The 19,443-nt window shown below is 62.6% G+C and carries 23 protein-coding genes and 2 pseudogenes; 14 read left to right on the top strand and 11 right to left on the bottom strand.

Features of this window, described 5'->3' with window-relative positions:
• The first annotated feature begins 40 nt into the window (after nt 1-40).
• Genes dhaL through HFO71_RS04555 form a run of 6 tightly spaced genes read left to right on the top strand, consistent with a single transcriptional unit; the run spans nt 41 to nt 4,448 of the window.
• Entirely contained in the window at nt 41-655 is a 615-nt protein-coding gene (gene dhaL / locus HFO71_RS04580) for a dihydroxyacetone kinase subunit DhaL (RefSeq protein WP_077978483.1), read from the top strand.
• Complete coding sequence (gene dhaM / locus HFO71_RS04575) at nt 652-1,050, top strand: dihydroxyacetone kinase phosphoryl donor subunit DhaM (protein ID WP_077978484.1); 399 nt, start codon at nt 652-654, stop codon at nt 1,048-1,050. Before dhaL ends, dhaM begins: the two co-directional genes overlap by 4 nt.
• Nucleotides 1,050-1,406: an HPr family phosphocarrier protein gene (locus HFO71_RS04570; protein WP_077978485.1), complete on the top strand. Its 357-nt coding sequence runs from the start codon at nt 1,050-1,052 to the stop codon at nt 1,404-1,406. Before dhaM ends, HFO71_RS04570 begins: the two co-directional genes overlap by 1 nt.
• Nucleotides 1,390-2,994 (top strand): putative PEP-binding protein, encoded by a 1,605-nt coding sequence (locus HFO71_RS04565; protein WP_168287641.1) that lies wholly within the window; start codon nt 1,390-1,392, stop codon nt 2,992-2,994. The genes HFO71_RS04570 and HFO71_RS04565 overlap by 17 nt, the downstream gene beginning before the upstream one ends.
• A gap of 1 nt (nt 2,995) precedes the next feature.
• Nucleotides 2,996-3,403 carry a hypothetical protein gene (locus HFO71_RS04560; RefSeq protein WP_003540656.1) on the top strand — a complete coding sequence of 136 codons (408 nt, stop codon included), beginning with the start codon at nt 2,996-2,998 and terminating at the stop codon, nt 3,401-3,403.
• 52 nt (nt 3,404-3,455) lie between these two features.
• Nucleotides 3,456-4,448: a dihydroxyacetone kinase subunit DhaK gene (locus HFO71_RS04555; RefSeq protein WP_077978487.1), complete on the top strand. Its 993-nt coding sequence runs from the start codon at nt 3,456-3,458 to the stop codon at nt 4,446-4,448.
• Nucleotides 4,449-4,467: 19 nt separating this feature from the next.
• On the opposite strand, the pseudogene HFO71_RS04550 reads toward HFO71_RS04555, so the two are convergent.
• The 3 genes and pseudogenes from HFO71_RS04550 to HFO71_RS04540 all read right to left on the bottom strand — a co-directional run bounded on the left by HFO71_RS04550 (nt 4,468) and on the right by HFO71_RS04540 (nt 6,855).
• Nucleotides 4,468-5,195, bottom strand: a pseudogene (locus tag HFO71_RS04550) (esterase family protein).
• A complete protein-coding gene (locus tag HFO71_RS04545; RefSeq protein WP_077978488.1) occupies nt 5,192-6,151 on the bottom strand; it encodes an acetylxylan esterase in 960 nt (319 codons plus the stop codon). Before HFO71_RS04545 ends, HFO71_RS04550 begins: the two are co-directional and overlap by 4 nt.
• Before the next feature lie 83 nt (nt 6,152-6,234).
• Nucleotides 6,235-6,855 carry an NAD(P)H-dependent oxidoreductase gene (locus HFO71_RS04540; RefSeq protein WP_077978489.1) on the bottom strand — a complete coding sequence of 207 codons (621 nt, stop codon included), beginning with the start codon at nt 6,853-6,855 and terminating at the stop codon, nt 6,235-6,237.
• A 93-nt stretch (nt 6,856-6,948) separates the two neighbouring features.
• On the opposite strand from HFO71_RS04540, the gene HFO71_RS04535 reads away from it, so the two are divergent.
• Together HFO71_RS04535 and HFO71_RS04530 are read left to right on the top strand one after the other, a co-directional pair.
• Nucleotides 6,949-7,620, top strand: coding sequence for a TetR/AcrR family transcriptional regulator (locus HFO71_RS04535; RefSeq protein ID WP_077978490.1), 672 nt, complete (start codon nt 6,949-6,951; stop codon nt 7,618-7,620).
• A gap of 42 nt (nt 7,621-7,662) precedes the next feature.
• Complete coding sequence (locus HFO71_RS04530) at nt 7,663-9,180, top strand: epoxide hydrolase family protein (RefSeq protein WP_183594407.1); 1,518 nt, start codon at nt 7,663-7,665, stop codon at nt 9,178-9,180.
• A gap of 92 nt (nt 9,181-9,272) precedes the next feature.
• Here HFO71_RS04530 and HFO71_RS04525 read toward each other — a convergent pair whose 3' ends face one another.
• Nucleotides 9,273-9,665 (bottom strand): VOC family protein, encoded by a 393-nt coding sequence (locus HFO71_RS04525; RefSeq protein WP_077978491.1) that lies wholly within the window; start codon nt 9,663-9,665, stop codon nt 9,273-9,275.
• Between the two features lie 219 nt (nt 9,666-9,884).
• Between HFO71_RS04525 and HFO71_RS04520 the strand changes: the two genes are divergently transcribed.
• The gene (locus HFO71_RS04520) at nt 9,885-10,367 is read left to right on the top strand and encodes a methyltransferase family protein (RefSeq protein ID WP_077978492.1); all 483 of its coding nucleotides are present in this window, start codon (nt 9,885-9,887) and stop codon (nt 10,365-10,367) included.
• Between the two features lie 129 nt (nt 10,368-10,496).
• Here the strand turns inward: HFO71_RS04520 and HFO71_RS04515 are convergent, their stop codons facing one another.
• Nucleotides 10,497-11,279 carry an alpha/beta fold hydrolase gene (locus HFO71_RS04515; protein ID WP_077978493.1) on the bottom strand — a complete coding sequence of 261 codons (783 nt, stop codon included), beginning with the start codon at nt 11,277-11,279 and terminating at the stop codon, nt 10,497-10,499.
• 370 nt (nt 11,280-11,649) lie between these two features.
• Between HFO71_RS04515 and HFO71_RS04510 the strand changes: the two genes are divergently transcribed.
• The gene (locus HFO71_RS04510; protein WP_077978494.1) at nt 11,650-12,342 is read left to right on the top strand and encodes a GntR family transcriptional regulator; all 693 of its coding nucleotides are present in this window, start codon (nt 11,650-11,652) and stop codon (nt 12,340-12,342) included.
• Between the two features lie 5 nt (nt 12,343-12,347).
• Here the strand turns inward: HFO71_RS04510 and HFO71_RS04505 are convergent, their stop codons facing one another.
• On the bottom strand, nt 12,348-12,743 hold the full coding sequence (locus HFO71_RS04505; RefSeq protein ID WP_221987702.1) for a hypothetical protein: 396 nt from the start codon (nt 12,741-12,743) through the stop codon (nt 12,348-12,350).
• A 121-nt stretch (nt 12,744-12,864) separates the two neighbouring features.
• Nucleotides 12,865-13,095, bottom strand: a pseudogene (locus HFO71_RS35720) (O-methyltransferase); the annotation flags it as partial.
• Between the two features lie 312 nt (nt 13,096-13,407).
• Here HFO71_RS35720 and HFO71_RS04500 point away from each other — a divergent pair.
• The 3 genes from HFO71_RS04500 (at nt 13,408) to HFO71_RS04490 (ending at nt 15,297) form a co-directional block, all read left to right on the top strand.
• Nucleotides 13,408-14,178, top strand: a complete 771-nt coding sequence (locus HFO71_RS04500) for a siderophore-interacting protein (RefSeq protein ID WP_077978496.1) — start codon at nt 13,408-13,410, stop codon at nt 14,176-14,178.
• 150 nt (nt 14,179-14,328) lie between these two features.
• On the top strand, nt 14,329-14,835 hold the full coding sequence (locus tag HFO71_RS04495; protein ID WP_077978497.1) for a MarR family winged helix-turn-helix transcriptional regulator: 507 nt from the start codon (nt 14,329-14,331) through the stop codon (nt 14,833-14,835).
• Between the two features lie 45 nt (nt 14,836-14,880).
• A complete protein-coding gene (locus tag HFO71_RS04490; protein WP_025394994.1) occupies nt 14,881-15,297 on the top strand; it encodes an NUDIX hydrolase in 417 nt (138 codons plus the stop codon).
• Here the strand turns inward: HFO71_RS04490 and HFO71_RS04485 are convergent.
• Complete coding sequence (locus HFO71_RS04485; protein ID WP_077978499.1) at nt 15,294-16,385, bottom strand: DUF3095 family protein; 1,092 nt, start codon at nt 16,383-16,385, stop codon at nt 15,294-15,296. The genes HFO71_RS04490 and HFO71_RS04485 overlap by 4 nt on opposite strands.
• A gap of 118 nt (nt 16,386-16,503) precedes the next feature.
• Nucleotides 16,504-16,899: an Ohr family peroxiredoxin gene (locus tag HFO71_RS04480; protein WP_025394996.1), complete on the bottom strand. Its 396-nt coding sequence runs from the start codon at nt 16,897-16,899 to the stop codon at nt 16,504-16,506.
• A 216-nt stretch (nt 16,900-17,115) separates the two neighbouring features.
• On the opposite strand from HFO71_RS04480, the gene HFO71_RS04475 reads away from it, so the two are divergent.
• Complete coding sequence (locus HFO71_RS04475) at nt 17,116-18,510, top strand: M20 family metallopeptidase (RefSeq protein ID WP_244735362.1); 1,395 nt, start codon at nt 17,116-17,118, stop codon at nt 18,508-18,510.
• Between the two features lie 14 nt (nt 18,511-18,524).
• Here HFO71_RS04475 and HFO71_RS04470 read toward each other — a convergent pair whose 3' ends face one another.
• Nucleotides 18,525-18,890 carry an FAD-dependent oxidoreductase gene (locus HFO71_RS04470; RefSeq protein ID WP_245310412.1) on the bottom strand — a complete coding sequence of 122 codons (366 nt, stop codon included), beginning with the start codon at nt 18,888-18,890 and terminating at the stop codon, nt 18,525-18,527.
• Nucleotides 18,891-19,033: 143 nt separating this feature from the next.
• Complete coding sequence (locus tag HFO71_RS04465) at nt 19,034-19,381, bottom strand: CAP-Gly domain-containing protein (RefSeq protein ID WP_025394998.1); 348 nt, start codon at nt 19,379-19,381, stop codon at nt 19,034-19,036.
• Nucleotides 19,382-19,443 lie beyond the last annotated feature (62 nt).

Below are 19,443 nucleotides of genomic sequence, written 5' to 3'. Positions count from 1 at the left end.
TTGAAAGCCCGCGGGAGGCGCGGCGACAGGGAGGACGGCAGTGCAGGCGGAACCGGTGCTTTTGGCAGGATTAATCGAAGTGTGCCGCGCGACGATCGCTGAAAACAGCGATCATCTCTGCGCGCTCGATCGCGCCATCGGCGATGGTGACCACGGAACCAATATGCGGCGCGGCTGCGAGGCAGTGAGCGCCGAAGGCGAAAGCCTGTCCAGCCTGCCCTTCCCCGACGCCATGGAAAAGATCGGCCTGACGCTGGTGATGAATGTCGGCGGTGCGGCCGGGCCGCTCTACGGCACGCTCCTGATGGAGATCGGCCGCGAGCTTCGCAAGAGTGAGGAGACGGCCGATTTTTCGCTGGTGCTGAAACAGGCGATCGACGCTGTGGCAAGACGCGGGCGCGCGCATGCCGGCGACAAGACCCTGCTCGACGTACTCTATCCCGTGCATGCGGCACTCGCCAAACAGTCGCCGCTCGGTGACGTCGCCCGCAGGGCCGAACGCTCCGCCATCAGGACTGCGGCGATGAAAGCAATGCGCGGGCGCGCCGCCTATCTCGGCGACCGCTCGATCGGCCACGTCGATCCCGGCGCGTCGAGCTGCGCGCTGCTGACCACGGCGATCTGCCGCTATCTCGGGGAGCACCGTCCGCAATGAATGGGAAGACCGCAAATGTGGGTATCGTGATCGTCTCCCACTCGCCGCTGGTGGCACGGGGCATCGCCGACATGGTTAGGCAGATGGTGGGCGACAGCGTGCCGCTCGCCTGGTCGGGCGGCAACGTCCACGGTGAACTCGGCACCGATGCCGCCGGTATCCTGAGGGCGATGGAGGCGGCTTGGTCCGATGCCGGCGTCGCCGTCTTCGTCGATCTCGGCGGCGCCGAAACCAACAGCGAAATGGCGATCGAAATGCTGGGCCTTCCCCGCTCAGCCCTCGTCTCCATCTGCAACGCGCCGCTGGTCGAAGGCGCCGTCATCGCCGCCGCTGAAGCGTCGGGGGGCGCGTCGCTGGCCAAGGTCGTCGCCACAGCCGAGGAACTGTCCCCCTGATGACGAGCGGATTGCGTAGTGAAAAACAGGAGCCCGGTCCATTGCCCGAGCCATTTAAGGTGAATTGCCAGACGGAGGTAGAAGTCAAGCACGGCGTCGGGCTGCATGCCCGCCCCTCCGTTACCTTCACGCGGCTTGCCAAGTCCTTCCCCTGTTCGATCGAAATCGCCGTCAACGGCAGCGACGTCTGGCTGAACGGCAAGAGCATCATCAAGATCATGGGTGCGAAAATCCGAAAAGGGTCGATCCTCCGGATCCGCGCCGACGGCATCCTCGCCGAAGAGGCGATCCGCGCGCTGAAGGAACTCATCGAGCGCAACTTCGATGAGGAAAAGAAACATGGCCGAACCGCTTAGACTGAAAGCGAAGAGCGCATCCCCGGGCATCGCATCCGGCCCGGCCTTTCTCGCGGAGGAGCCGAAGGCTCCTTCCGCTGCCGAGCGGCCGGACGCCGCCCCTGCATCCCAAGCCGTCGGTGGATACGGCGCGCTGGAGAAGGCGATCGACATCTCAATCGGCGAACTCGAGCACCTTGCCGATGGAGCCGATGCCGAAAGCCGGGATATCATCGATTTCCAGATCGAGGTGCTGCGCGATCCCTCGATCGCGGAAGCGACAGGCGCGCGCATGGAAGCCGACGAGAACGTCGTCTTCGCCTGGGTCGCCACCCTCGACGCCTATATCGGTGAACTCGAGGCGGCCGACGAGGAGCAGATGCGGGCGCGCGCCGTCGATATTCTCGACATCAAGAACCGTGTGCTGGGCGCACTCGCCGGCACCCCGATCGCCGATTTCCCGCCCGGCTCGGTCTTTATCGGCAAGGACATGGAGCCGAGCCGCTTTCTCGCCCATGACTGGTCGAAAGGCGGCGGCATTGCGCTGTTCGCAGGCAGCACCGCCGGCCATGTCGCCCTGCTAGCCCGGGCGAAATCGGTGCCGATGGTGATCGGCACCGGCCGCTTTTCAGCCGCAGACGGAGATCCTGTCAGCGTGGATGGCAACGCCGGTGCGGTCATCCTGCAGGCGGGCAGCATGCTCATCCCGCCCCTGGTGCCTGCACAAGAACCCGCCGGCGACACGCAAACCACCGGCGGCGAACTGCGCACGGCCGACGGCGTGCCGATCCTGCTCTCGATCAACATCAACGATCCCGCCGAGATCGACGCGCTCGATCCGGCAACGGCAGGCGTCGGCCTGATGCGCTCGGAATTTTCAATCACCTCGGTCGCCGATGCCGCCAATGAGGAACGGCAGCTGGCGATCTATCGCCGCGTGCTGGAGCAGGCGGGCGACAGGCCGGTAACGATCCGCATGCTCGATATCGGCGGCGACAAGCCGCTCGCCGGCCTGGAAGACCTGCCGGCTCTCGCCTCCGGCCTGCGCGGCATCCGGCTGCTGCTTGCCCGGCCAGAAATCGCCCGCGTCCAGGCCCGCGCCCTGCTGCGCGCCGCCGTCTTCGGCAGGCTTTCGGTGATGCTGCCGATGGTGACCTTTCCCGATGAAATCGACAGGATGCGCGAGCTGTTCCGCGAGGAAGCCGAAAAGCTCGGCCGCCGCGCCCTGCTTCACCGGATGCCGCCGATCGGCATGATGGTCGAGGTGCCGGCCGCCGCCTTGATGCTCGACACCTTCGGGGCGGCGGCGTTCTTCTCGTTCGGAACCAACGACCTCACCCAATATCTTGCCGCCTCCGCCCGCGACGATATCGACGCCGATGCCGGCAAGGCGGCACCCGCCGTGCTCCGGCTGATTGCCCAGGCGGTGAAGCTGACCGCCGGCAAGCCGGTCAGCATCTGCGGCGACATGGCCGGCGATCCCAGCTATTTGCCGGGCTTGCTCGCCGCCGGCCTCCGGCATTTTTCCGTGGCGCCGGCCCGGCGTCCCGCGATAAGATCGGCGATCATCGGCCTCAACGCCGATGGCACAAGGGCAGCCGGAGAGTAGAATGGCGCGCGAAGACACCGAAGACGCCATTATCGCCTATAAGTCCATTCTGGCGCAGATCATCGACAACAGGCCATCCGGCACGCGCCAGCGCCTGGCGACGGCGCTTGGAAAACATCGCAGCTTCGTCACCCAGATCACCAGCCCGACCTATGCAACGCCGCTGCCGGCGCGCCATCTCGCGACGATCGTCCGCGTCTGCCATTTCAGCGCCGCCGAACAGGAGCGCTTTCTCGAAGCCTATCAGGCGGCCCATCCCGGCAAGCTGCCGGATCTCGGCCATTCCGAGAAATTGCGGCACCTGTCGCTGATGGTGCCCGACTTCGGCGACGACAGGAAAAACCGCCTTCTGGAAGAGGCGATCTCCGATCTGGTGCAGAAGATCGTCGCGATATCGGGTGCGGAATGACATGCAGGCCGCTTAACGTAACGTAATGCTTTTGGCCTTGGGGAGGGGCTTGATGAAGAAGTTCATGAACACTGCGGAAACCATGGTCGCCGAAAGCGTCGAAGGCTTCGTGCGCGCCCATGAGGCCTTGGTGGTGTTCGGGCCTGAGCGCAGATGCATCCGCCGCCGCCATCTCACCCCTGGCAAGGTGGCGCTTATATCAGGCGGCGGCGCCGGCCATGAGCCGATGCATATCGGCTTCGTCGGCCACGGCATGCTGGATGCCGCCTGCGTCGGCCATATCTTCACCTCGCCGACACCGAGCCAGATCATTGCCGCGATCGAAGAGGCCGATACCGGCGCCGGCTGCCTGCTTGTGGTCAAGAACTACGACGGCGACCTGATGAATTTCGAAATGGCGATCGAGATGGCCGGCGACCGCCACAGCCTCGACATGGTCGTCGTCAGCGACGATATCGAGACGTCATGGTCCGGCGAAGGCAATGGCCGGCGCGGTGTTGCCGGAACGCTGATCGTCGAAAAACTCCTGGGTGCTGCGGCCGAACGCGGCATGTCGCTTGCCGAATTGAAGCAGCTCGGCAAGGGATTGAACACCCGCATCCGCTCGATGGGTGTCGCGCTGAACGGCGTGACGGTGCCGCAGACCGAGCGCACGACGTTTGCGCTCGGACCTGGCGAGATGGAAATGGGCGTCGGCATCCATGGCGAACCCGGCCATGCCAGGCAGCCCTTCGCCGCCGCCGACGCGATCATCGGCCATCTCTGCGAGACCATCGCCGGCGACATCGCAGTGACGCCGGACGCAAAAGCACTGCTCTTCGTCAACGGCCTCGGCGGTACGCCGCCGGCCGAACTCTACCTCGCCTACAACGGCGCCCGCCGCTTCATCGAGGAAAGCGGCATTCCGATCGAGCGCTCGCTTGTGGGAACCTACGTCACCTCGCTCGACATGCAGGGACTGTCGGTCACCCTTGCTTTGCTGAGCGACGAGGAGATCGCCCTCTGGGACGCGCCAGTGGCGACCGCAGCACTGCATTGGCTGTGACCGCGTCCCAACAAGTCAGTCAGATGTAAAGCGCTGCCATCTTCCGCCAGGCGCCGGCGCGGTGGCCGCGTCCATCCCAGACATGCAACTGATGGCCGATATTCTTCTCGCCGAGCAGGCGGCTCAGATAGCGGTTGTTGTCGAGGAAAGGGTCGGCGTTGCCGATGGTGAGGACGATATCGCTCTCGCGCAGCCTGTCGAGCCGCCAGTCGCTGCCGAGCCCTGGAAGAAAATGCGCCGGCGTGTGGAAATAGACGCTGTCATCGCAATAGCCGTCGAACAGGTCGCCGAAGGATTCCACCTTCATCGTCAGGTCGTAGCGGCGGGAAAAAGCGACGAGCTTGCGGAAGAGATGCGGATGACGAAAGAACAGGCTCGCCGCCTGGAAGGCGCCGAGGCTGCAGCCGTGCACGATGGTGCAGTCATGCGAATTCTTCGCCGCCATCAGCGGCAGCACTTCGTTGAGGATATATTCCTCCAGGGCGCTATGGCGGCGGATGCGCTCTGCCGGATGGTGGTGGAAGGCATAGAAGTTTCGGTTGCCAGCCCCTCGATGCAATAGAGTTGAAGCTGGCCGGCCTCGATCTTGTCGGCGAGGCTGGCGACTAGGCCGAGTTGTTCATATTCGAAGAAACGCCCGTCCCGCGTCGGAAAAACCAGCACCTTGGCGCCGGCATGGCCGAACACCAGCATCTCCATGACTCGATGCAGGCGCTGACTGTACCAGCGCAGATATTCGCGGTTCATGGCACCCTGAAAAACTGTCCGATCTTTTCGCGGAGAACCGCTTCTTGCTCAACACTTCCAGGGTAATCGAAATGCCCGGCATCCAGGATGAAGATTTCATTAAATTTCGGTATCGCATTTGCGACAGCGAACTGGCCGGGTGGTGCGACCGAAGGATCGAACAGCGCAACCGCCGTCAGCATCGGCACCTTGATCCGGGAAGCAGCACTTGCCGCATCGTAAAGGCGAAGCGTCCCAAGCACATCCGGGTGTTTCTTATGATATTCCTGCACCGATTGTGCGCTGCCGACGCTCGGCAGCGTCAGTCGCAGCGGCTGATCCCCAAAGGTCGGCAGCGCCAGATGGCCGCGATCGATGCGCTGGTCGTAAGCGATCGCCATCGCCCCGATGCCGCCGCCAAAGCTGATGCCGCTATAGCCGATATGCCCCGAGAGCCAAGGATAGAGACCCGTGAGCGTCGAGACGGCAAGCCAGATATCATCGACGCAGCCGCCGATGATGTAGCTATCAGGCTTGTCGATATCGTGGAGCACATGAAAGGAGGGGTTCTCAGAAATCGGTGGACGGGCACTGAGCGACAAACCGCGGCAGCAGGGAAAGAGCACCGCCGTCTCCTCGACCGGCAGATCGAATTCAGGCCGATCCCGCCCGCCATAACCATGCCCGACGACGAGGCCGCGCCGCACCTCCCCCTGACGCGGCAGGATGAGCCAGCCGCCGATCCTGTATGAACCGGTCGAGATATAAACGAGATCGAGCACATGCCAATCGGGATGGGCGATCTTGCTTCGACGCAGTACTGGCTGCGGATCGACCGCCAACGCCTTGAGATACCGCGCCCTCCAGAAATCGTCGAAACCTTCAGGCGCCTCGGGCGGCTTGACCGCAAGAAGCTCATCGAGCTGCATGCCATAGGTCGGGTCGAAATCGAAGGGATGTGTCTTGGGAATGCTCATCCAAGGCTTGTCTCGTGAAAAAGCTGGCGGCGCAAGGCTTCGCCCGCGCCAGCCGATAAACCTTGCTTGAATGCCGGAAACCTTTACGCGGCGTCAGTCGCCTCGCATTGCCCGGATATGTCGAAGAGCCTGCGGCCGATGGCGCGCGCCGCATCGAGATGGGCGGTCGCATGGTCCGGTCCGGCTTCGAGCATGAACTCGGATGTCACGACGCGGGCGCCGCAATAGTCGAAGATCCCGTGATCGATCTGCGTCTTCATCGCGCCGAAATAGCCGTGCCGCATATAGGTCCCGGCATCGGCGCCGCCGATGCCGACCAGATGCACCGGCAGACGGCCAAGCAGCTTCACCAGCCCGGCATCCGCGCGATCGTCATAAGCCCAGCCATTGGTGAACACCCGGTCGATCCACCCCTTGAGCAGCCCCGGCATCGACCACCAGTAGACGGGATAGACAAGCACCAGCGCATCGGCGCGGTCGATCCTTGCCTGCTCGGCGGCAACGTCGGCGGGCAGCGCCCCTTCCCTCAGATGCAGGGCGATATCGGCCGCGGTGAACCGGGGATCGAAGCCCTCGGCCGCGAGATCGGCTATCTCGACGGAATGGCCGGCGTCGGAGAGCGTGATACCCTCGGCAAGATGCGCGGCGACGCCGTGGGTGAGCGACCGGGGATCGGGATGCGCGACGACGATGAGCGCGTGCATGGCAAAAACTCCTTTTGAATGATTGCGGACGGAAGTCGCGGGCTGTATACCTTTGGTAAGCTACTTTCAGTAAGTTACTTTTGGTATATAGTGATGTCAAGCGCCGAAACAACAGATCAGCCGACCGATCCGCAGCGGCGCCGCCGCCTGTCGCGGCAGGACCGGCATCGCCAGCTTCTCGACGTCGCCTGGCAGATTGCCCGCGACGAGGGAACGGAAGCGCTGACCCTTGGCCGGCTTTCCGAGCAGGCGGGCGTGACGAAACCCGTGGTCTACGATCATTTTGAAACCCGCCCCGGCCTGCTCGCAGCGCTCTACCGCGAATTCGACGCCCGCCAGACGACAGTGATGGACGCAGCCCTTGCGGCAAGCCAGCCATCTCTCGCCGACCGGGCCGCGGTCATCGCCGCCTCCTATGTCGACTGCGTGCTTCTCCAGGGCCGCGAAATCCCCGGCGTCATTGCCGCGCTCGCTGGCTCGCCGGAACTCGAAAGGATCAAGCGCGAATATGAGGCCGTCTTCATCGAGAAATGCCGCATTGCGCTTTCGCCCTTCGCCGGCGCCGGCACGATCGCCGCGCCCGGCCTCTGGGCCATGCTCGGTGCTGCCGAAGCCCTCTCCTATGCCGCCGCGTCGGGCGACATCACCGCCGTCGAGGCAAAGAACGAACTCTTCGAAACCATCGTCGCGATGGTGGAGAGAAGTATGGGCGGCGGTACGCATCCCGATCACCTGCGCAATACGGCCGGCCTCGCATCAAGATGATCCGGCGGGAATACCTGTATCGAATCCACCGCCGGCTTCGCCATGGAACTCGGTTATTTCCCGACCCTGGCGAGCGACGCGACGGCCGTCTTCTCGCACCTAATGATGCATGCTGCGCACAAGCTGAACGGCCCGACCTGCGCCCATGCTATTCTGACGACGGCCGAACTCATCGAAGTTGCCCAAGGCGTCTGCTTCAAAGGAGACAATGCCATGACCATGCTCTTCAAAATGCTCACAAGTGCCGGCTCGGAATCCCTGAACCGCGACCGGCGCAGGTTCCTGACCACCGCGGCGATCGGGATCGCCACCGCGGGCGCGACCAGCCTGTTTCCGTCCTATCCGGCATCGGCTGCCACGGGAGATGCGATCCGCCCGTTTCGCGTCGACACTCCCGAGGTGGACCTCCTCGACCTTCGCCGGCGCGTGCTGGCAACACGCTGGCCCGAACGCGAGACGGTCGACGACCAGTCGCAGGGCATACAGCTCGAAAAGATCAAGCCGCTCGTCGATTATTGGGGCACCGGCTACGACTGGCGAAAGGCGGAAGCGAAGCTGAACGCGCTGCCGCAATTCATCACCGAGATCGACGGCATAGACATCCACTTCATTCACGTCCAATCGAAACATCCGAATGCCCTGCCCGTTATCATCACCCATGGCTGGCCGGGATCGGTATTCGAAAACCTCAAGATCATCGGCCCGCTCACAGATCCGACCGCTCATGGCGGACGCGCCGAAGATGCGTTCGACGTGGTCATTCCGTCGATGCCGGGCTATGGCTTCTCCGGCAAGCCGACCGGCACCGGCTGGGGGCCGGACCGCATCGCGCGGGCCTGGGCGGAACTGATGAAGCGCCTCGCTTACAGCAGCTACGTCGCCCAGGGCGGCGACTGGGGCTCGCCGGTCTCCGGCGCGATGGCACGGCTCGCGCCACAAGGTCTGCTCGGCATCCACATCAACCTGCCGGCTGTCGTGCCGCCCGAAGTTGCCGCGGTGCTCGCCGCGGGCGGGCCGGCGCCGCAGCGACTCTCCACCGAGGAACGCGCGGCGTTCGATGCCCTCAGCGCCGCAGCCAAGATGGGGAACAGGTCCTATGCCACGATGATGGGCACGAGGCCGCAGACCATCGGCTACGCCATATCGGATTCCCCGGCCGGCCTTGCGGCATGGACGCTCGGTCATCCAGGCTTCACGCACTGGACCTACGACAGCAGCGATCCCGAAAAGTCTCCCGACGAGGTGCTCGACGACATCACGCTTTACTGGTTGACCAACAGCGCCGCTTCCTCGGCCCGGATCTACTGGGAATATGGCGGCGGGCGCAGTCCCGTCCTTGCTGCCGGGGAGAAGACCTCCAAGATCGCGCTTCCGGTCGCCATCACCGTCTTTCCTGGGGAGAGCTATCAGGCCCCGGAGACATGGGCCCGTCGCGCCTATCGCAACCTTATCTATTTCCACAAGGTCGACAAGGGCGGCCACTTCGCCGCCTGGGAGCAGCCGGAGCTCTTCTCCGCCGAGCTTCGAGCAGCGTTCAGGCCGCTGCGCAGACCGATATGAGAGGAGCGGCGGCCTCTCGCCGATCAGGGAATGCCGCCGCCTGGTATGATTGTCCGTGATCGGCACCGGGGTCGCCTCCCTTGGCGCCAAGCTCACGGATTCCAGCCGCCGCTGCCATAGGGACGCGTGATGATTTCGAGCAGATGGCCGTTCGGATCTTCGAAATAGACCCCGCGCCCACCGTCGTGGTCATTGGTCTCATCAGGCTTCCGCTGACCGGGGTCGGCCCAGTAGCTCAGGTTCCGCTCGCGAATTCGATTGAATATCGCCTCGAATTCAGCGTCACCGACCAAGAAGGCGTAGTGTTGGCGGACGATCTGACCTTCCGTTTCCATATAGTCGAGATTGGCGTCGTTGTCGGTCGTGACCATGTGGAACGGCCCCCAGCGCCTCGGCGCCGGCAGTCCTAACATATCGGCCAGGAAATCTGCCGAGGCCTTGCTGTTGTGAGCCGACAGGATGGTATGATTGAAGTGGATGGCCATAGTGGTTTCTCGCAAACGAAGGGGCCTGCAAACTCGATGCAGGCTCGCCGGGTTAACACCCGCGGCCGCCTCTTGTTCCGAACTTTGACCGCGCCTCTCCGCCTTCAAATCTCTCTCGAAACGAGGTAGACTCCACCGGTGGAGGGGCCACGACAAATGGTACGAAACACGCTCCCCATGCGCTGGAATTCCAGAGACCGGGAGACCGGAGGGGGTGGCATGAACGAGGCGAACGGCAATTTGCGCGACAGTTCAGGCGCGGCGGTGCGGCCGCCGATCGCCTGGGCGCTGACGGTCGCCGCCGGGCTTGCGCTCGACTGGCTCTATGCGCTGCCGCTCCTGCCGGCGGCCATGCCTGCCGGCGAGCTTGGCGGCATCGTGTTCCTCGCCGGCCTGGCGCTGCTGATCTGGGCGGCAGCAACCTTCCGCCGGGCGGGGACACAGGTCCAGCTCAGCCGGCCGACGACGACGATCGTCGACGAAGGCCCCTATCGCTTCACGCGCAACCCGATCTATATCGGCATGTTCCTCGGCCTCATCGGCCTCGCAATCGCTTTCGACAGCCTGTGGCTCATCATCCTGTTGGTGCCGTTCTACCTCGTCATCCGCTACGGCGTGGTCGCCCGCGAGGAGGCCTATCTCGAGCGGAAATTCGGTGACGTCTATCTCGCCTACAAGGCCCGCATCAGGCGGTGGCTGTAGCGAGACGAAGAAGCGTCGACCTGCTGAAACCCGAAATGACGGAACGGGTCGAGACACGACCCTCGCGGCATCATGGCCATCGCCAAAGCAAGCCGGCAAACGGCATCGCCGCTTCGCCGGCCGCTGGGATCAGTTCGTGTTCTGCCCCGCCGCCTCGATGATCAGCCGGGCGATCTCGTCAGGGTGGGAGATCAGCGACAGGTGGCTGGCCTTCACCTCTATCGTCTTCGCCCCCATGCGCTTGGCCATGAAGCGTTCGAGATCCGGGTTGATCGTCCTGTCCTCGGTGGAAACGGCATACCAGCTTGGCTTCGAGCGCCAGGCCGCCTGCGTCGTCTTGCCTGTCAGCAGCGCCTTCTGGAACGGTTCCTGCACGGCATAGAGCACCTTTGCCTTGGCTTCCGGTAGGTCGCCGGCAAAGTCGCGCAGGAAGGCGGCCTCGCTGAGGCGTCCCTCATCGCCGTCGAAGACGATGCCGGCGGAAGCCGGCGGCGTCGGGAAGGTTTTGGCGAGAGCGGTATAATCCTCGCCGGCATCCGGGGCGCGTGCAGCGACATAAACGAGCGCCGAAACATTCGGATGCACGCCGGCCTCAGTGACCATCATGCCGGAAAACGAATGCCCGACCAGAACCGTCGGGCCATCCTGCCGGTCGAGCACCCGCTTCACGGCAGCGACCGCCTCAGGCAGCGTCGTCAGCGGGTTCTGCACCGCCGTGGCATTGAGCCCGGCCGCCTGCAGGCGCGCGATCACCTCGGTCCAGCACGAGCCGTCGGCAAACAGCCCGTGCGCCAGCACGACGTTGCGCGCCTTAACGGAAGCGGATGTCGCGGCCATACCGCGGGTAGCAAGCAGAGAAGCGGCGGCGCCGGCAACAAGGGCAGCCGAGAAAGTCCGTCTGTTCATCATCATGATCTGGTTCCTTGTGCGTCCAGGAATTGAAGGATCAAAAGCATGTCGGCTCGGGACCGAAGACCCGAAGCCAAGTCAAAATCGGTTGGTCTGTGATGCCATGTCGGCACGGTTTGCTTTGCCCGGCGCGAGGCGTCGGCCTTCGCCGCGTTGCGGCTCCCGCCGTATTCAAATCGGTATTTGAAGGGGCTTCGTGTATGCAGAAGCCTGCTTGCTGGGGATTTATTATTCCCATCCGATATAAAGTCAATTATTGAATACGTAACACCTCCGTGATGCCATAAGTGTATACGCTAAGCGGGCGCATCAATCGCATTTGCATACACGATCGATCGAGCCGTCGATGTTGAAACAGATCGGAGAAAACGGAATGGCGAATGGTTTTGAAACCGAGGATGACGGCGATGATCGCGGGTTGCTCTCCGACCGCATTCGCAACGCCCTGACCGACGAGATCGCCACCGGCACGCTGGCGGCGGGCGCAGCGTTGGATGAACAGCAGCTTGCCGATCGTTTCGGCGCCTCCCGCACGCCGGTTCGTGAAGCGCTGCGTCAGCTGGCGGCGGGCGGCCTCGTCGAGCTTCGCGCCCGGCGCGGCGGCGTCGTCGCCCGCATGACGCCGGAGCGCATCATGGAGATGTTCGAAACGGTGGCCGAAATCGAGGCCGTATGTGTCAGGCTCGCCACCTACCGCATGACACCGCTGGAGCGCAGCCACCTGATCGAACTGCACGATCTCTCAGAGCCGACCGTCGAAGCCGGAAATTTCGATGCCTATGACAGCTTCAACCGCCAATTCCATGAAGCCATCTATCACGCCACCCACAATAGCTTCCTTGCCGAACAGGCGATCGCTGTGCGCAACCGCCTGAATGCCTTCCGGCGCACGCAGCTGCGCCAGGGCGAACGGCTCCGCCGATCCCGGGACGAACACGAGGCGATCATGCGGGCGATCGCCGAAGGCGACGGTGAGATGGCATCCCGGCGCATGCGCGCCCACATGCTGAACGCCGCCACCTCGCTCAGCCGTTTCATCGAAACCAACAAGCCGGGGGGAGTTTGACGTTCTTACGGCACGGGGCAGCGATATTTATAGGCAATCAAGGTCGTCATCAGCTCGTCGCCGGTGGCCTCGCGAATGCCGGGATTCTCTTCGAGGAATGTACACAACGTATTGCCGATTGCTTCCGCGGTCGTTCCAACCGGCACACAGACGTTTACCCCAACGGAGTTGGCGAAATACGCCGAGTTCACCATTGCTTTCGGCGCAGGAACGACTTCGGTGAAAATACGGCGGGCCAAATATTCGTCCCGGTTCCACTTGTCCAACCAACCCGCGACATATCCGACGACAAACTGCCGGGAGCCGCCGCAGTCAGAATAGAGCAGGTCACCGCTGGAAAATCTGGCAGGAATCTCTGCTGAAACCGTTGCCAACAGGGTGGCGATCAGAATGCCCGACATCACATCTCCAAAGCTCGCGATGGCGGAGTTTTGATCGGGAAAGTGTCGGAAATTAGCTTCAAACGTGTCATCTTTTTTTCTGCAACCAAAAAACAAAATGACCGCTGATCTCACCTCAGCCTCAATCGAACCGACTAACCTCAAGCCCGCTGCCGACCGGCAGCAGCACGCTTGATATCCCCGGCTTGGCACGAACGGCTTGCCCGTAGCGTTTGAGATCATCGCCTCCCGGGCGCAGCATGTTGTCGGCGACAATGATCGCGCCCGGATTGAGCTTGGGGTAGAAGGCTTAGAGGCAGTGGAGGTAGAGATCCTTCCAGAGATCCAACAGCACGGAGTCGATGCCCTGGGAAGGCTCATCGCGTGATAGATGTTGAGCACGTCCTGGATTCTGCGGTCCATCGTCTTCTCCATAACCGCTGATCGGCCGATCATTGCCCAATCGGAACGGCGCCGAAAAGTTAAACTTTGGCAATCATCGACATTGCTGGCTCCCTTGCCGTTGCACATGCGGCCGCCGTCGTCTACATCATGCCATCAATGACCGGGTCACCCGGCCACGTAAGCGTTAACGTCACTCAACGCGTATGATCGAACGGCTTTGCGGCTTCGATCTGCGCGACTGTGTCCTGCGGATCGAGCTTCAGAAGCCCCGGAAGGACACATGGATAACAATCAACTCACAGATCAGATTTCACCGGCCCCCGGCATCGAACGGGTCCGTCACGACACGCGACGGCGCACCCTGGCGGTCGAAAGCATTGTCGACATCACCCCCGGCATGCGCCGCATCACATTGTCCGGCAGCGATCTTGGCGATTTCATCAGCCTTGCGCCCGACGACCACATCAAGATTTTCGTACCGGCCGCCGATGGCGGCGAAGAACGCCGTGACTACACGCCGCGCCGCTACGACAATGCCAAACGAAAACTGACCATCGACTTCGCCTTGCATGAGGCAGGCCCGGTAACCCAATGGGCGATCAATGCACAACCCGGCGACAGGCTCGAGGTCGGCGGTCCAAGGGGCTCCGCCGTGGTCTCGGAGACCGTAAAACGATGGCTGCTGATCGGCGACGAAACGGCACTGCCGGCGATCGGCCGCCGGATCGAGGAAAGCGGCGCCGGAACCGTCGTCACCACAATCGCAGCCGTCACCGGCCCGTTGGAAGAGCAGACCTTCGAGACATCAGCCGAGTTGCATCTCCACTGGGTGTACCGGCCTCTCTCTCAGGCAACCGATGCCACTGCCGTGCTGAAACTATTGAGTACGGTCGATATCCAGCCGGAAACATTCATCTGGGTCGCGGCGGAAGCGTCGGTGACGCGCGATATCCGCGCCTACCTGCTGGAACGAGGTTGCCCACTTGGCTGGATCAAGGCATCCGGCTACTGGGTGTTCGGCAAGGCCGATACGACGGAGAAATTCGGCTAGGCGGCAAGGCGCCGGCGAGCCGGCGCTCCTGAAGCTGGGGGCGGCGGCCGGGAGAGGTTGTTTCGAAAATAGCCGCCCCGATGCGGTTGCGATTTAATCGGATACGATGTATATAAGTCCTAGTACCCAGAGCCTGGATAGGATGAAGTCATGCCCGCATCTAAAACCGCAAGACAGCTTGGCACGCCTGCACCCTCCTCCCCGCAGGCGGGTAAGGAAGGAAGGAAACTTTCCAATTTTCTGTGCTTCGCGGTCTATTCGGCAAATCTCGCCTTCGGCCGCGCCTACAAGCCGATCTTGGACAAACTTGGCCTGACCTATACCCAATATATCGCCATGGTGGCCCTTTCCGAAGAGGACGACCAGACCGTCGGGGTGTTGGGGGAAAAGATGTTTCTCGAATCCAACACGCTGACGCCCATCCTCAAGAAGCTGGAGTCGAATGGTTATATCACCCGTCACCGCGATCCCGCCGACGAGCGGCAGGTGCGGGTCAGCCTGACGCCGGCAGGGCGCCAACTCGTTGAAACTGATCCCGGCGATGCGCTGCTTGGCGCCACCGGCCTCGGCGACGACTTTCCCGTCGTGCAGAAATCGGTGACGACGCTGCGCGACAACCTCCTGCGGTCAACGCAGGGCGAACCGGGGATATCGTGATCGCGGCATCAGTCGGTAGTTTGCTGACATAACGGAGAAGACGAGATGCCCGAGATCGCGATGGGCGCCTTGATTCAGAATGGGACCGTTCTCCTGGCCAGACGCAGTTCCAGGCGCAAGGTGCACCGGGATCGCTGGAGCCTGCCGGGCGGCCATATCGAAGACGGCGAAGACGCCGAGACGGCATTGCGCCGGGAATTGATGGAAGAAATAGGCGTGATGCCGCAGCGCTGGCAGTTTGCGGGAAAGTTCGCATCGGAGGGCCTGCCTGAGGCATCCGCCACCTTCCATGTCTATCGCATCGATCAGTGGCATGGCTATCCGCAGCTGGTCGATGACGAACACACCGAGCTTAGATGGTTTAGCCTCGCCGCGATAGAAGGTGAAGCCGAGCTGGCGCCGCCTCAGCTCGGCGAAATGCTCGCAAACCTTGTCAGCCGGGAAACGGGGAAGCCCGCTTAGATCTCTTGGCGGCGATGATCCCGCGCCGGCTGGGTCCTGAGCGACGGCGCATGATGCCGGACGACATCGCCAAGCGCGCCTTCCTCCATCTTCTCGGCGGCGCGGGCATAGCCGCCGCCCATTCCATCGAGGAAATGCAGGTGCGAATCCGGCCTGTCCGATGGCACAAGACAGGTCATCAGCGCATGCGACTGGCGGTGCAGTCCGAAGTTGATCTCACCGCGCGCCCTCGCCGGAACGAGGATCGCTTCGACCTTGTCGATCTGTTCGCGCGTACAGTCCAGCGTCAAACGCAAACCATCATCGAACTTGCGGAAATCCGAATTGGCGGCGACCTCCGACCAGCCTTTCGCATCGACCTGCTTCCCGCTGTCTCCATCGGTGGGAATGCCACCGGGAAGCGGATGAGATTGGCGCGGCGCGGCATCGAAAACCGCAAGAACGCGTTTTGCCATGGCGGCAAAGACCTCGGGACTGAGATGATCGCGAGGCTCGACCAGCAGCGACAGTATCTCGCCCCGCTGGCTTGGCAACGGGGTCCAGTCACAGCTGAGACCGGTCAGGTCGGGCTTCGTCGCGTAGCGGCCCGGCTTGACCAGATACCGGCCGTTCTTGATCTGCTGCTCCGCCCATTTGAGCCCGCCCCCTGTAAACATCGCATAGGTCGCGTTCTCGGAGGCGGCATAACGGGCAATTCTGACGTCGCGCCCACTGGTGCGGATTTCGCGTACGGTCAGCAGCCCGATACGAAGGGTTAGATCGAGATCGGCTCTTGCAAAGCCTGCGACCTGCCGCAATGCCGATGTCGCCGCCATGATGCCCTGCGGCGGCAAGGCGAATGCTGCCCCGTCTCCGCGAAACACGAAGGGGAAATCGAACGATCCCCAGGCATTGCCGAGGGCGGCGATAACAGATGCGCCGGCATAGTTGACGTCTTCATAGCGCCCCGACCGGATCGCCGTGGTCGAGTTGACGACATCAGTGATGCCGACCAGCCAGTCATCGGGCAACGGCTCATAGACATCAGGGTCGAGCACATGTGAAAACTTGTCAAAGGCCTGGTGCGACTGGCCGTGGCTATTGATCATCGCTTGCTCTCCAGATCGGCAAGGTTTCCCGTGCCTGCTACCTCAGAAAGAGGTCTGCCGGCCGACCGGCAGGCCCTCCGCATCAAATCCTCCGGCGATGAGGTCTGCCCTCGCCCGCTCAGACAAGCTTGGTCTCGACGTCGATATTGCCGTGTGTCGCCTTGGAATAAGGGCAGATGCCATGGGCTGCCTCGATCAGTTCCTGCGCGATGTCGCGATCAATGCCGGACAGGCTGACATTGAGCCGCGCCCTCAGGAAGAAGGAGCCGTTGTCGGCGTTGAGAGTAATTTCCGCATCGACCTCGGGACCATCAGGCAGCGTGATCTTTCTCTGGGCAGCGGCAAGTTCGATGGCGCCGATGTAGCAGGCCGACCAGGCGATGCCGAACAGGTTTTCGGCGGCCGGATGCGGCTGCGGCAGTTTGATGTCGATCGTGCCGTCGCTGCTGCGCGCAGAGCCGTCGCGGCCGCCGGAGATGTGGGTTTTGCCGGTAAAGAGAAGCTTCTCGGTCATAGTGATATCCTTTCGGTTTAAGTTCTATTCGCATCCGATTAAATCGGATGCGCTCTAATACGCTCGACCAAAACCGATGTCAACACCATTCCGATTTAATCGGATGCGATTTGTTTCTATAGACGGAAACACGCCATATCCGGGCACGCCTGAGCGGCAGCGGCGAAATTCGATTGGGCATTTCGATGCGCCTGTCCTGATGTTATGCTCCGGCTCATGACACGTGACGCGGCCATAGCAAGAGCAGAGGCCTATTTCGATTCCGGATCGTTCCGAACCGATCTTACGCGCCGTGTCGGCATGCCGACGGAGAGCCAGAACCCCGATCGCAGGCAGGTGTTGCTCGACTATATCGAAACCGAAATCAGGCCGACCTTCGAGGCTCTCGGTTTCACCTGCCGCACATTGACGGAGACCGGCTGGCCCTTTCTCTTTGCCGAGCGCATCGAGGATCGCGAACGGCCGACTGTCCTTGGTTATGGCCATGGCGACGTGATCCGCGGACTTGACGATGCCTGGGACGACGGCCTGTCGCCCTGGCGGATGACCGAACGTGACGGCAGATGGTACGGGCGCGGAGTCGCCGACAACAAGGGGCAGCATACCGTCAACATCGGCGCCATCCAGGCCGTGCTGGAAACGCGCGGCAAGCTCGGGTTCAACGCCAAATATCTGATTGAGATGGGTGAGGAGCGGATATCGCCCGGCCTGCGTGAACTCGCCGTCACGCACAGGGAATTGTTCCGCGCCGACGTGCTGATCGCCTCAGACGGCCCGCGGCTCACTGCCGAACGGCCGACTATCTTCTTGGGTTCCCGCGGCGCTGTCAGCTTCGATGTATTGATCGACGCGCGCAAGGGCGGGCACCACTCCGGGAACTGGGGCGGCCTACTCTCCGATCCCGCAATCCAACTCGCCCATGCGCTTGCCAGCATCACCGGCCCGTCGGGCGAAATTCGCATCCCGGAATGGTGTCCGAAAGAGATCCCCGACAATGTCCGGCATGTGCTTGCCGACTGCGTCCCAGAGGATGGCGACGGCGATGCGAAAATCGATCCGAACTGGGGCGAACCCGGGCTGACGCCAGCCGAAAAACTGTTTGCCTGGAGCTCCTTCGCGATCCTGGCTTTCGAAGCCGGCAACCCCAAGACACCCGTCGGCGCGATCCCGCCGCGCGCCTGGGCGCGTTGCCAGCTACGCTTCGTCGTCGGAGTCGATGTGAAGGATATACTGCCGGCGCTGCGACGGCACTTCGACAGTCATGGTTTTCCGCAGGTGCAAATTGCCCAGGCAGGCGACGAGATTTTCTACGCGACGCGTCTCGATCCCAAGCATCCCTGGGTCGGTTGGGCGGTCGACTCGATCAGCCGCACCACCGGCAAGACGCCGGCCATCCTGCCGAACCTCGGCGCATCGCTGCCGAACGACACCTTCTCCGAGACCCTGGACCTGCCGACGATCTGGGTCCCGCATTCTTATCCGGGATGCTCCCAGCATGCGCCGAACGAGCATCTTCCCCTCTCCATCGCCCGCGAGGGCCTGGCATTGATGGCAGGCCTCTATTGGGATCTCGGCGAGCCCGGCGTGCCAGTCGGCCGGCAGACAATCTAGACGCCACCATCCATTCATGCCTCCACGCCCGAACGCACGCTCTGGAAGAAGTCGACAAGCGGCCGCAACGCCTGGTCGTTGAAACGCATGTCGAGGCCCGCCCCCGTGTACGAGGCGGCACGTTCGCTGCGGGGAAGCATCGCTGCTTCGTAGGAGGCGAGTGCTGCCTCGATATCGTCCCCGTCAGCGACGATCGCCTGCGCCAGTTCCGCGCCGTCGAGCATCGCCAGATTGGCTCCTTCGCCGGCAAAGGGCGATATCAGATGCGTGGCATCGCCGATCAGCGTGAGGCCTGGCCGGCGCCCCCAGCGGTGGCCGACTGGCAAGGCATAAAGCGGCCTTGCGATCAACGGCGCCTCGCTTCTGGCGATGAGGTCCACGCGCGAGGGATGCCAATCGCTGAAACGCTCAGTACGTCCTCGCGCAGGCCAAGATGGATTGTGCCGAATCCGCCGTGCAGCCGCTGCTACGGATGTATCGGTCAGCAATGGCGGATCACCAGGAGATCCCGGCGCGCCAGCGCTCAGACCTTCTCTTTCTTCCTGATTTTTTCCTTCGGTTCTACCGGTGCATCGGGCGTCGGCGCCAACAGCTTGCGCAGTGACGAGATCTTGTCCTTCACCAGTGGCCGGAACCGCGTCGCACGATAGGGCATGTCGGCCGCACCGTAACCTTCCGGCCCGTCGTCATTGCCGCGGTTGATCTCCGCGAGCTTCACCCCGATGAAGGTGCCGTCGATATAATGGGTATATTCACCCACCCAGCGGATCGTATAGATCTCGCCCTTGCGGATCAGCTGGTCGATGCTGACATGCTTGAATTTATCGTCGATGCAGACGACCTTCTGGCCGACATGGAAATCATAGCTCATGGATCAAACTCTCGAAACGCAATCGGCTCGCCGACCTATAGCGCGCCCTGCGGCAGGGATGA

The organism is Rhizobium laguerreae (assembly GCF_019778565.1).
In the GTDB taxonomy this organism is placed as follows: Bacteria; Pseudomonadota; Alphaproteobacteria; order Rhizobiales; family Rhizobiaceae; genus Rhizobium; species Rhizobium laguerreae.
The sequence above is the reverse complement of the archived record's forward strand: the minus strand, read 5'-3'. Positions and strand labels throughout refer to the sequence as shown.

Bases quoted from the DNA above. Each gene is read 5' to 3' on its own strand.
- dhaM (WP_077978484.1), top strand. From the start codon at position 652: ATGAATGGGAAGACCGCAAATGTGGGTATCGTGATCGTCTCCCACTCG.
- HFO71_RS04570 (WP_077978485.1), top strand. From the start codon at position 1,050: ATGACGAGCGGATTGCGTAGTGAAAAACAGGAGCCCGGTCCATTGCCC.
- HFO71_RS04565 (WP_168287641.1), top strand. From the start codon at position 1,390: ATGGCCGAACCGCTTAGACTGAAAGCGAAGAGCGCATCCCCGGGCATC.
- HFO71_RS04560 (WP_003540656.1), top strand. From the start codon at position 2,996: ATGGCGCGCGAAGACACCGAAGACGCCATTATCGCCTATAAGTCCATT.
- HFO71_RS04555 (WP_077978487.1), top strand. From the start codon at position 3,456: ATGAAGAAGTTCATGAACACTGCGGAAACCATGGTCGCCGAAAGCGTC.
- HFO71_RS04545 (WP_077978488.1), bottom strand. From the start codon at position 6,151: ATGAGCATTCCCAAGACACATCCCTTCGATTTCGACCCGACCTATGGC.
- HFO71_RS04540 (WP_077978489.1), bottom strand. From the start codon at position 6,855: ATGCACGCGCTCATCGTCGTCGCGCATCCCGATCCCCGGTCGCTCACC.
- HFO71_RS04535 (WP_077978490.1), top strand. From the start codon at position 6,949: ATGTCAAGCGCCGAAACAACAGATCAGCCGACCGATCCGCAGCGGCGC.
- HFO71_RS04530 (WP_183594407.1), top strand. From the start codon at position 7,663: ATGGAACTCGGTTATTTCCCGACCCTGGCGAGCGACGCGACGGCCGTC.
- HFO71_RS04525 (WP_077978491.1), bottom strand. From the start codon at position 9,665: ATGGCCATCCACTTCAATCATACCATCCTGTCGGCTCACAACAGCAAG.
- HFO71_RS04520 (WP_077978492.1), top strand. From the start codon at position 9,885: ATGAACGAGGCGAACGGCAATTTGCGCGACAGTTCAGGCGCGGCGGTG.
- HFO71_RS04515 (WP_077978493.1), bottom strand. From the start codon at position 11,279: ATGATGATGAACAGACGGACTTTCTCGGCTGCCCTTGTTGCCGGCGCC.
- HFO71_RS04510 (WP_077978494.1), top strand. From the start codon at position 11,650: ATGGCGAATGGTTTTGAAACCGAGGATGACGGCGATGATCGCGGGTTG.
- HFO71_RS04505 (WP_221987702.1), bottom strand. From the start codon at position 12,743: ATGTCGGGCATTCTGATCGCCACCCTGTTGGCAACGGTTTCAGCAGAG.
- HFO71_RS04500 (WP_077978496.1), top strand. From the start codon at position 13,408: ATGGATAACAATCAACTCACAGATCAGATTTCACCGGCCCCCGGCATC.
- HFO71_RS04495 (WP_077978497.1), top strand. From the start codon at position 14,329: ATGCCCGCATCTAAAACCGCAAGACAGCTTGGCACGCCTGCACCCTCC.
- HFO71_RS04490 (WP_025394994.1), top strand. From the start codon at position 14,881: ATGCCCGAGATCGCGATGGGCGCCTTGATTCAGAATGGGACCGTTCTC.
- HFO71_RS04485 (WP_077978499.1), bottom strand. From the start codon at position 16,385: ATGATCAATAGCCACGGCCAGTCGCACCAGGCCTTTGACAAGTTTTCA.
- HFO71_RS04480 (WP_025394996.1), bottom strand. From the start codon at position 16,899: ATGACCGAGAAGCTTCTCTTTACCGGCAAAACCCACATCTCCGGCGGC.
- HFO71_RS04475 (WP_244735362.1), top strand. From the start codon at position 17,116: ATGACACGTGACGCGGCCATAGCAAGAGCAGAGGCCTATTTCGATTCC.
- HFO71_RS04465 (WP_025394998.1), bottom strand. From the start codon at position 19,381: ATGAGCTATGATTTCCATGTCGGCCAGAAGGTCGTCTGCATCGACGAT.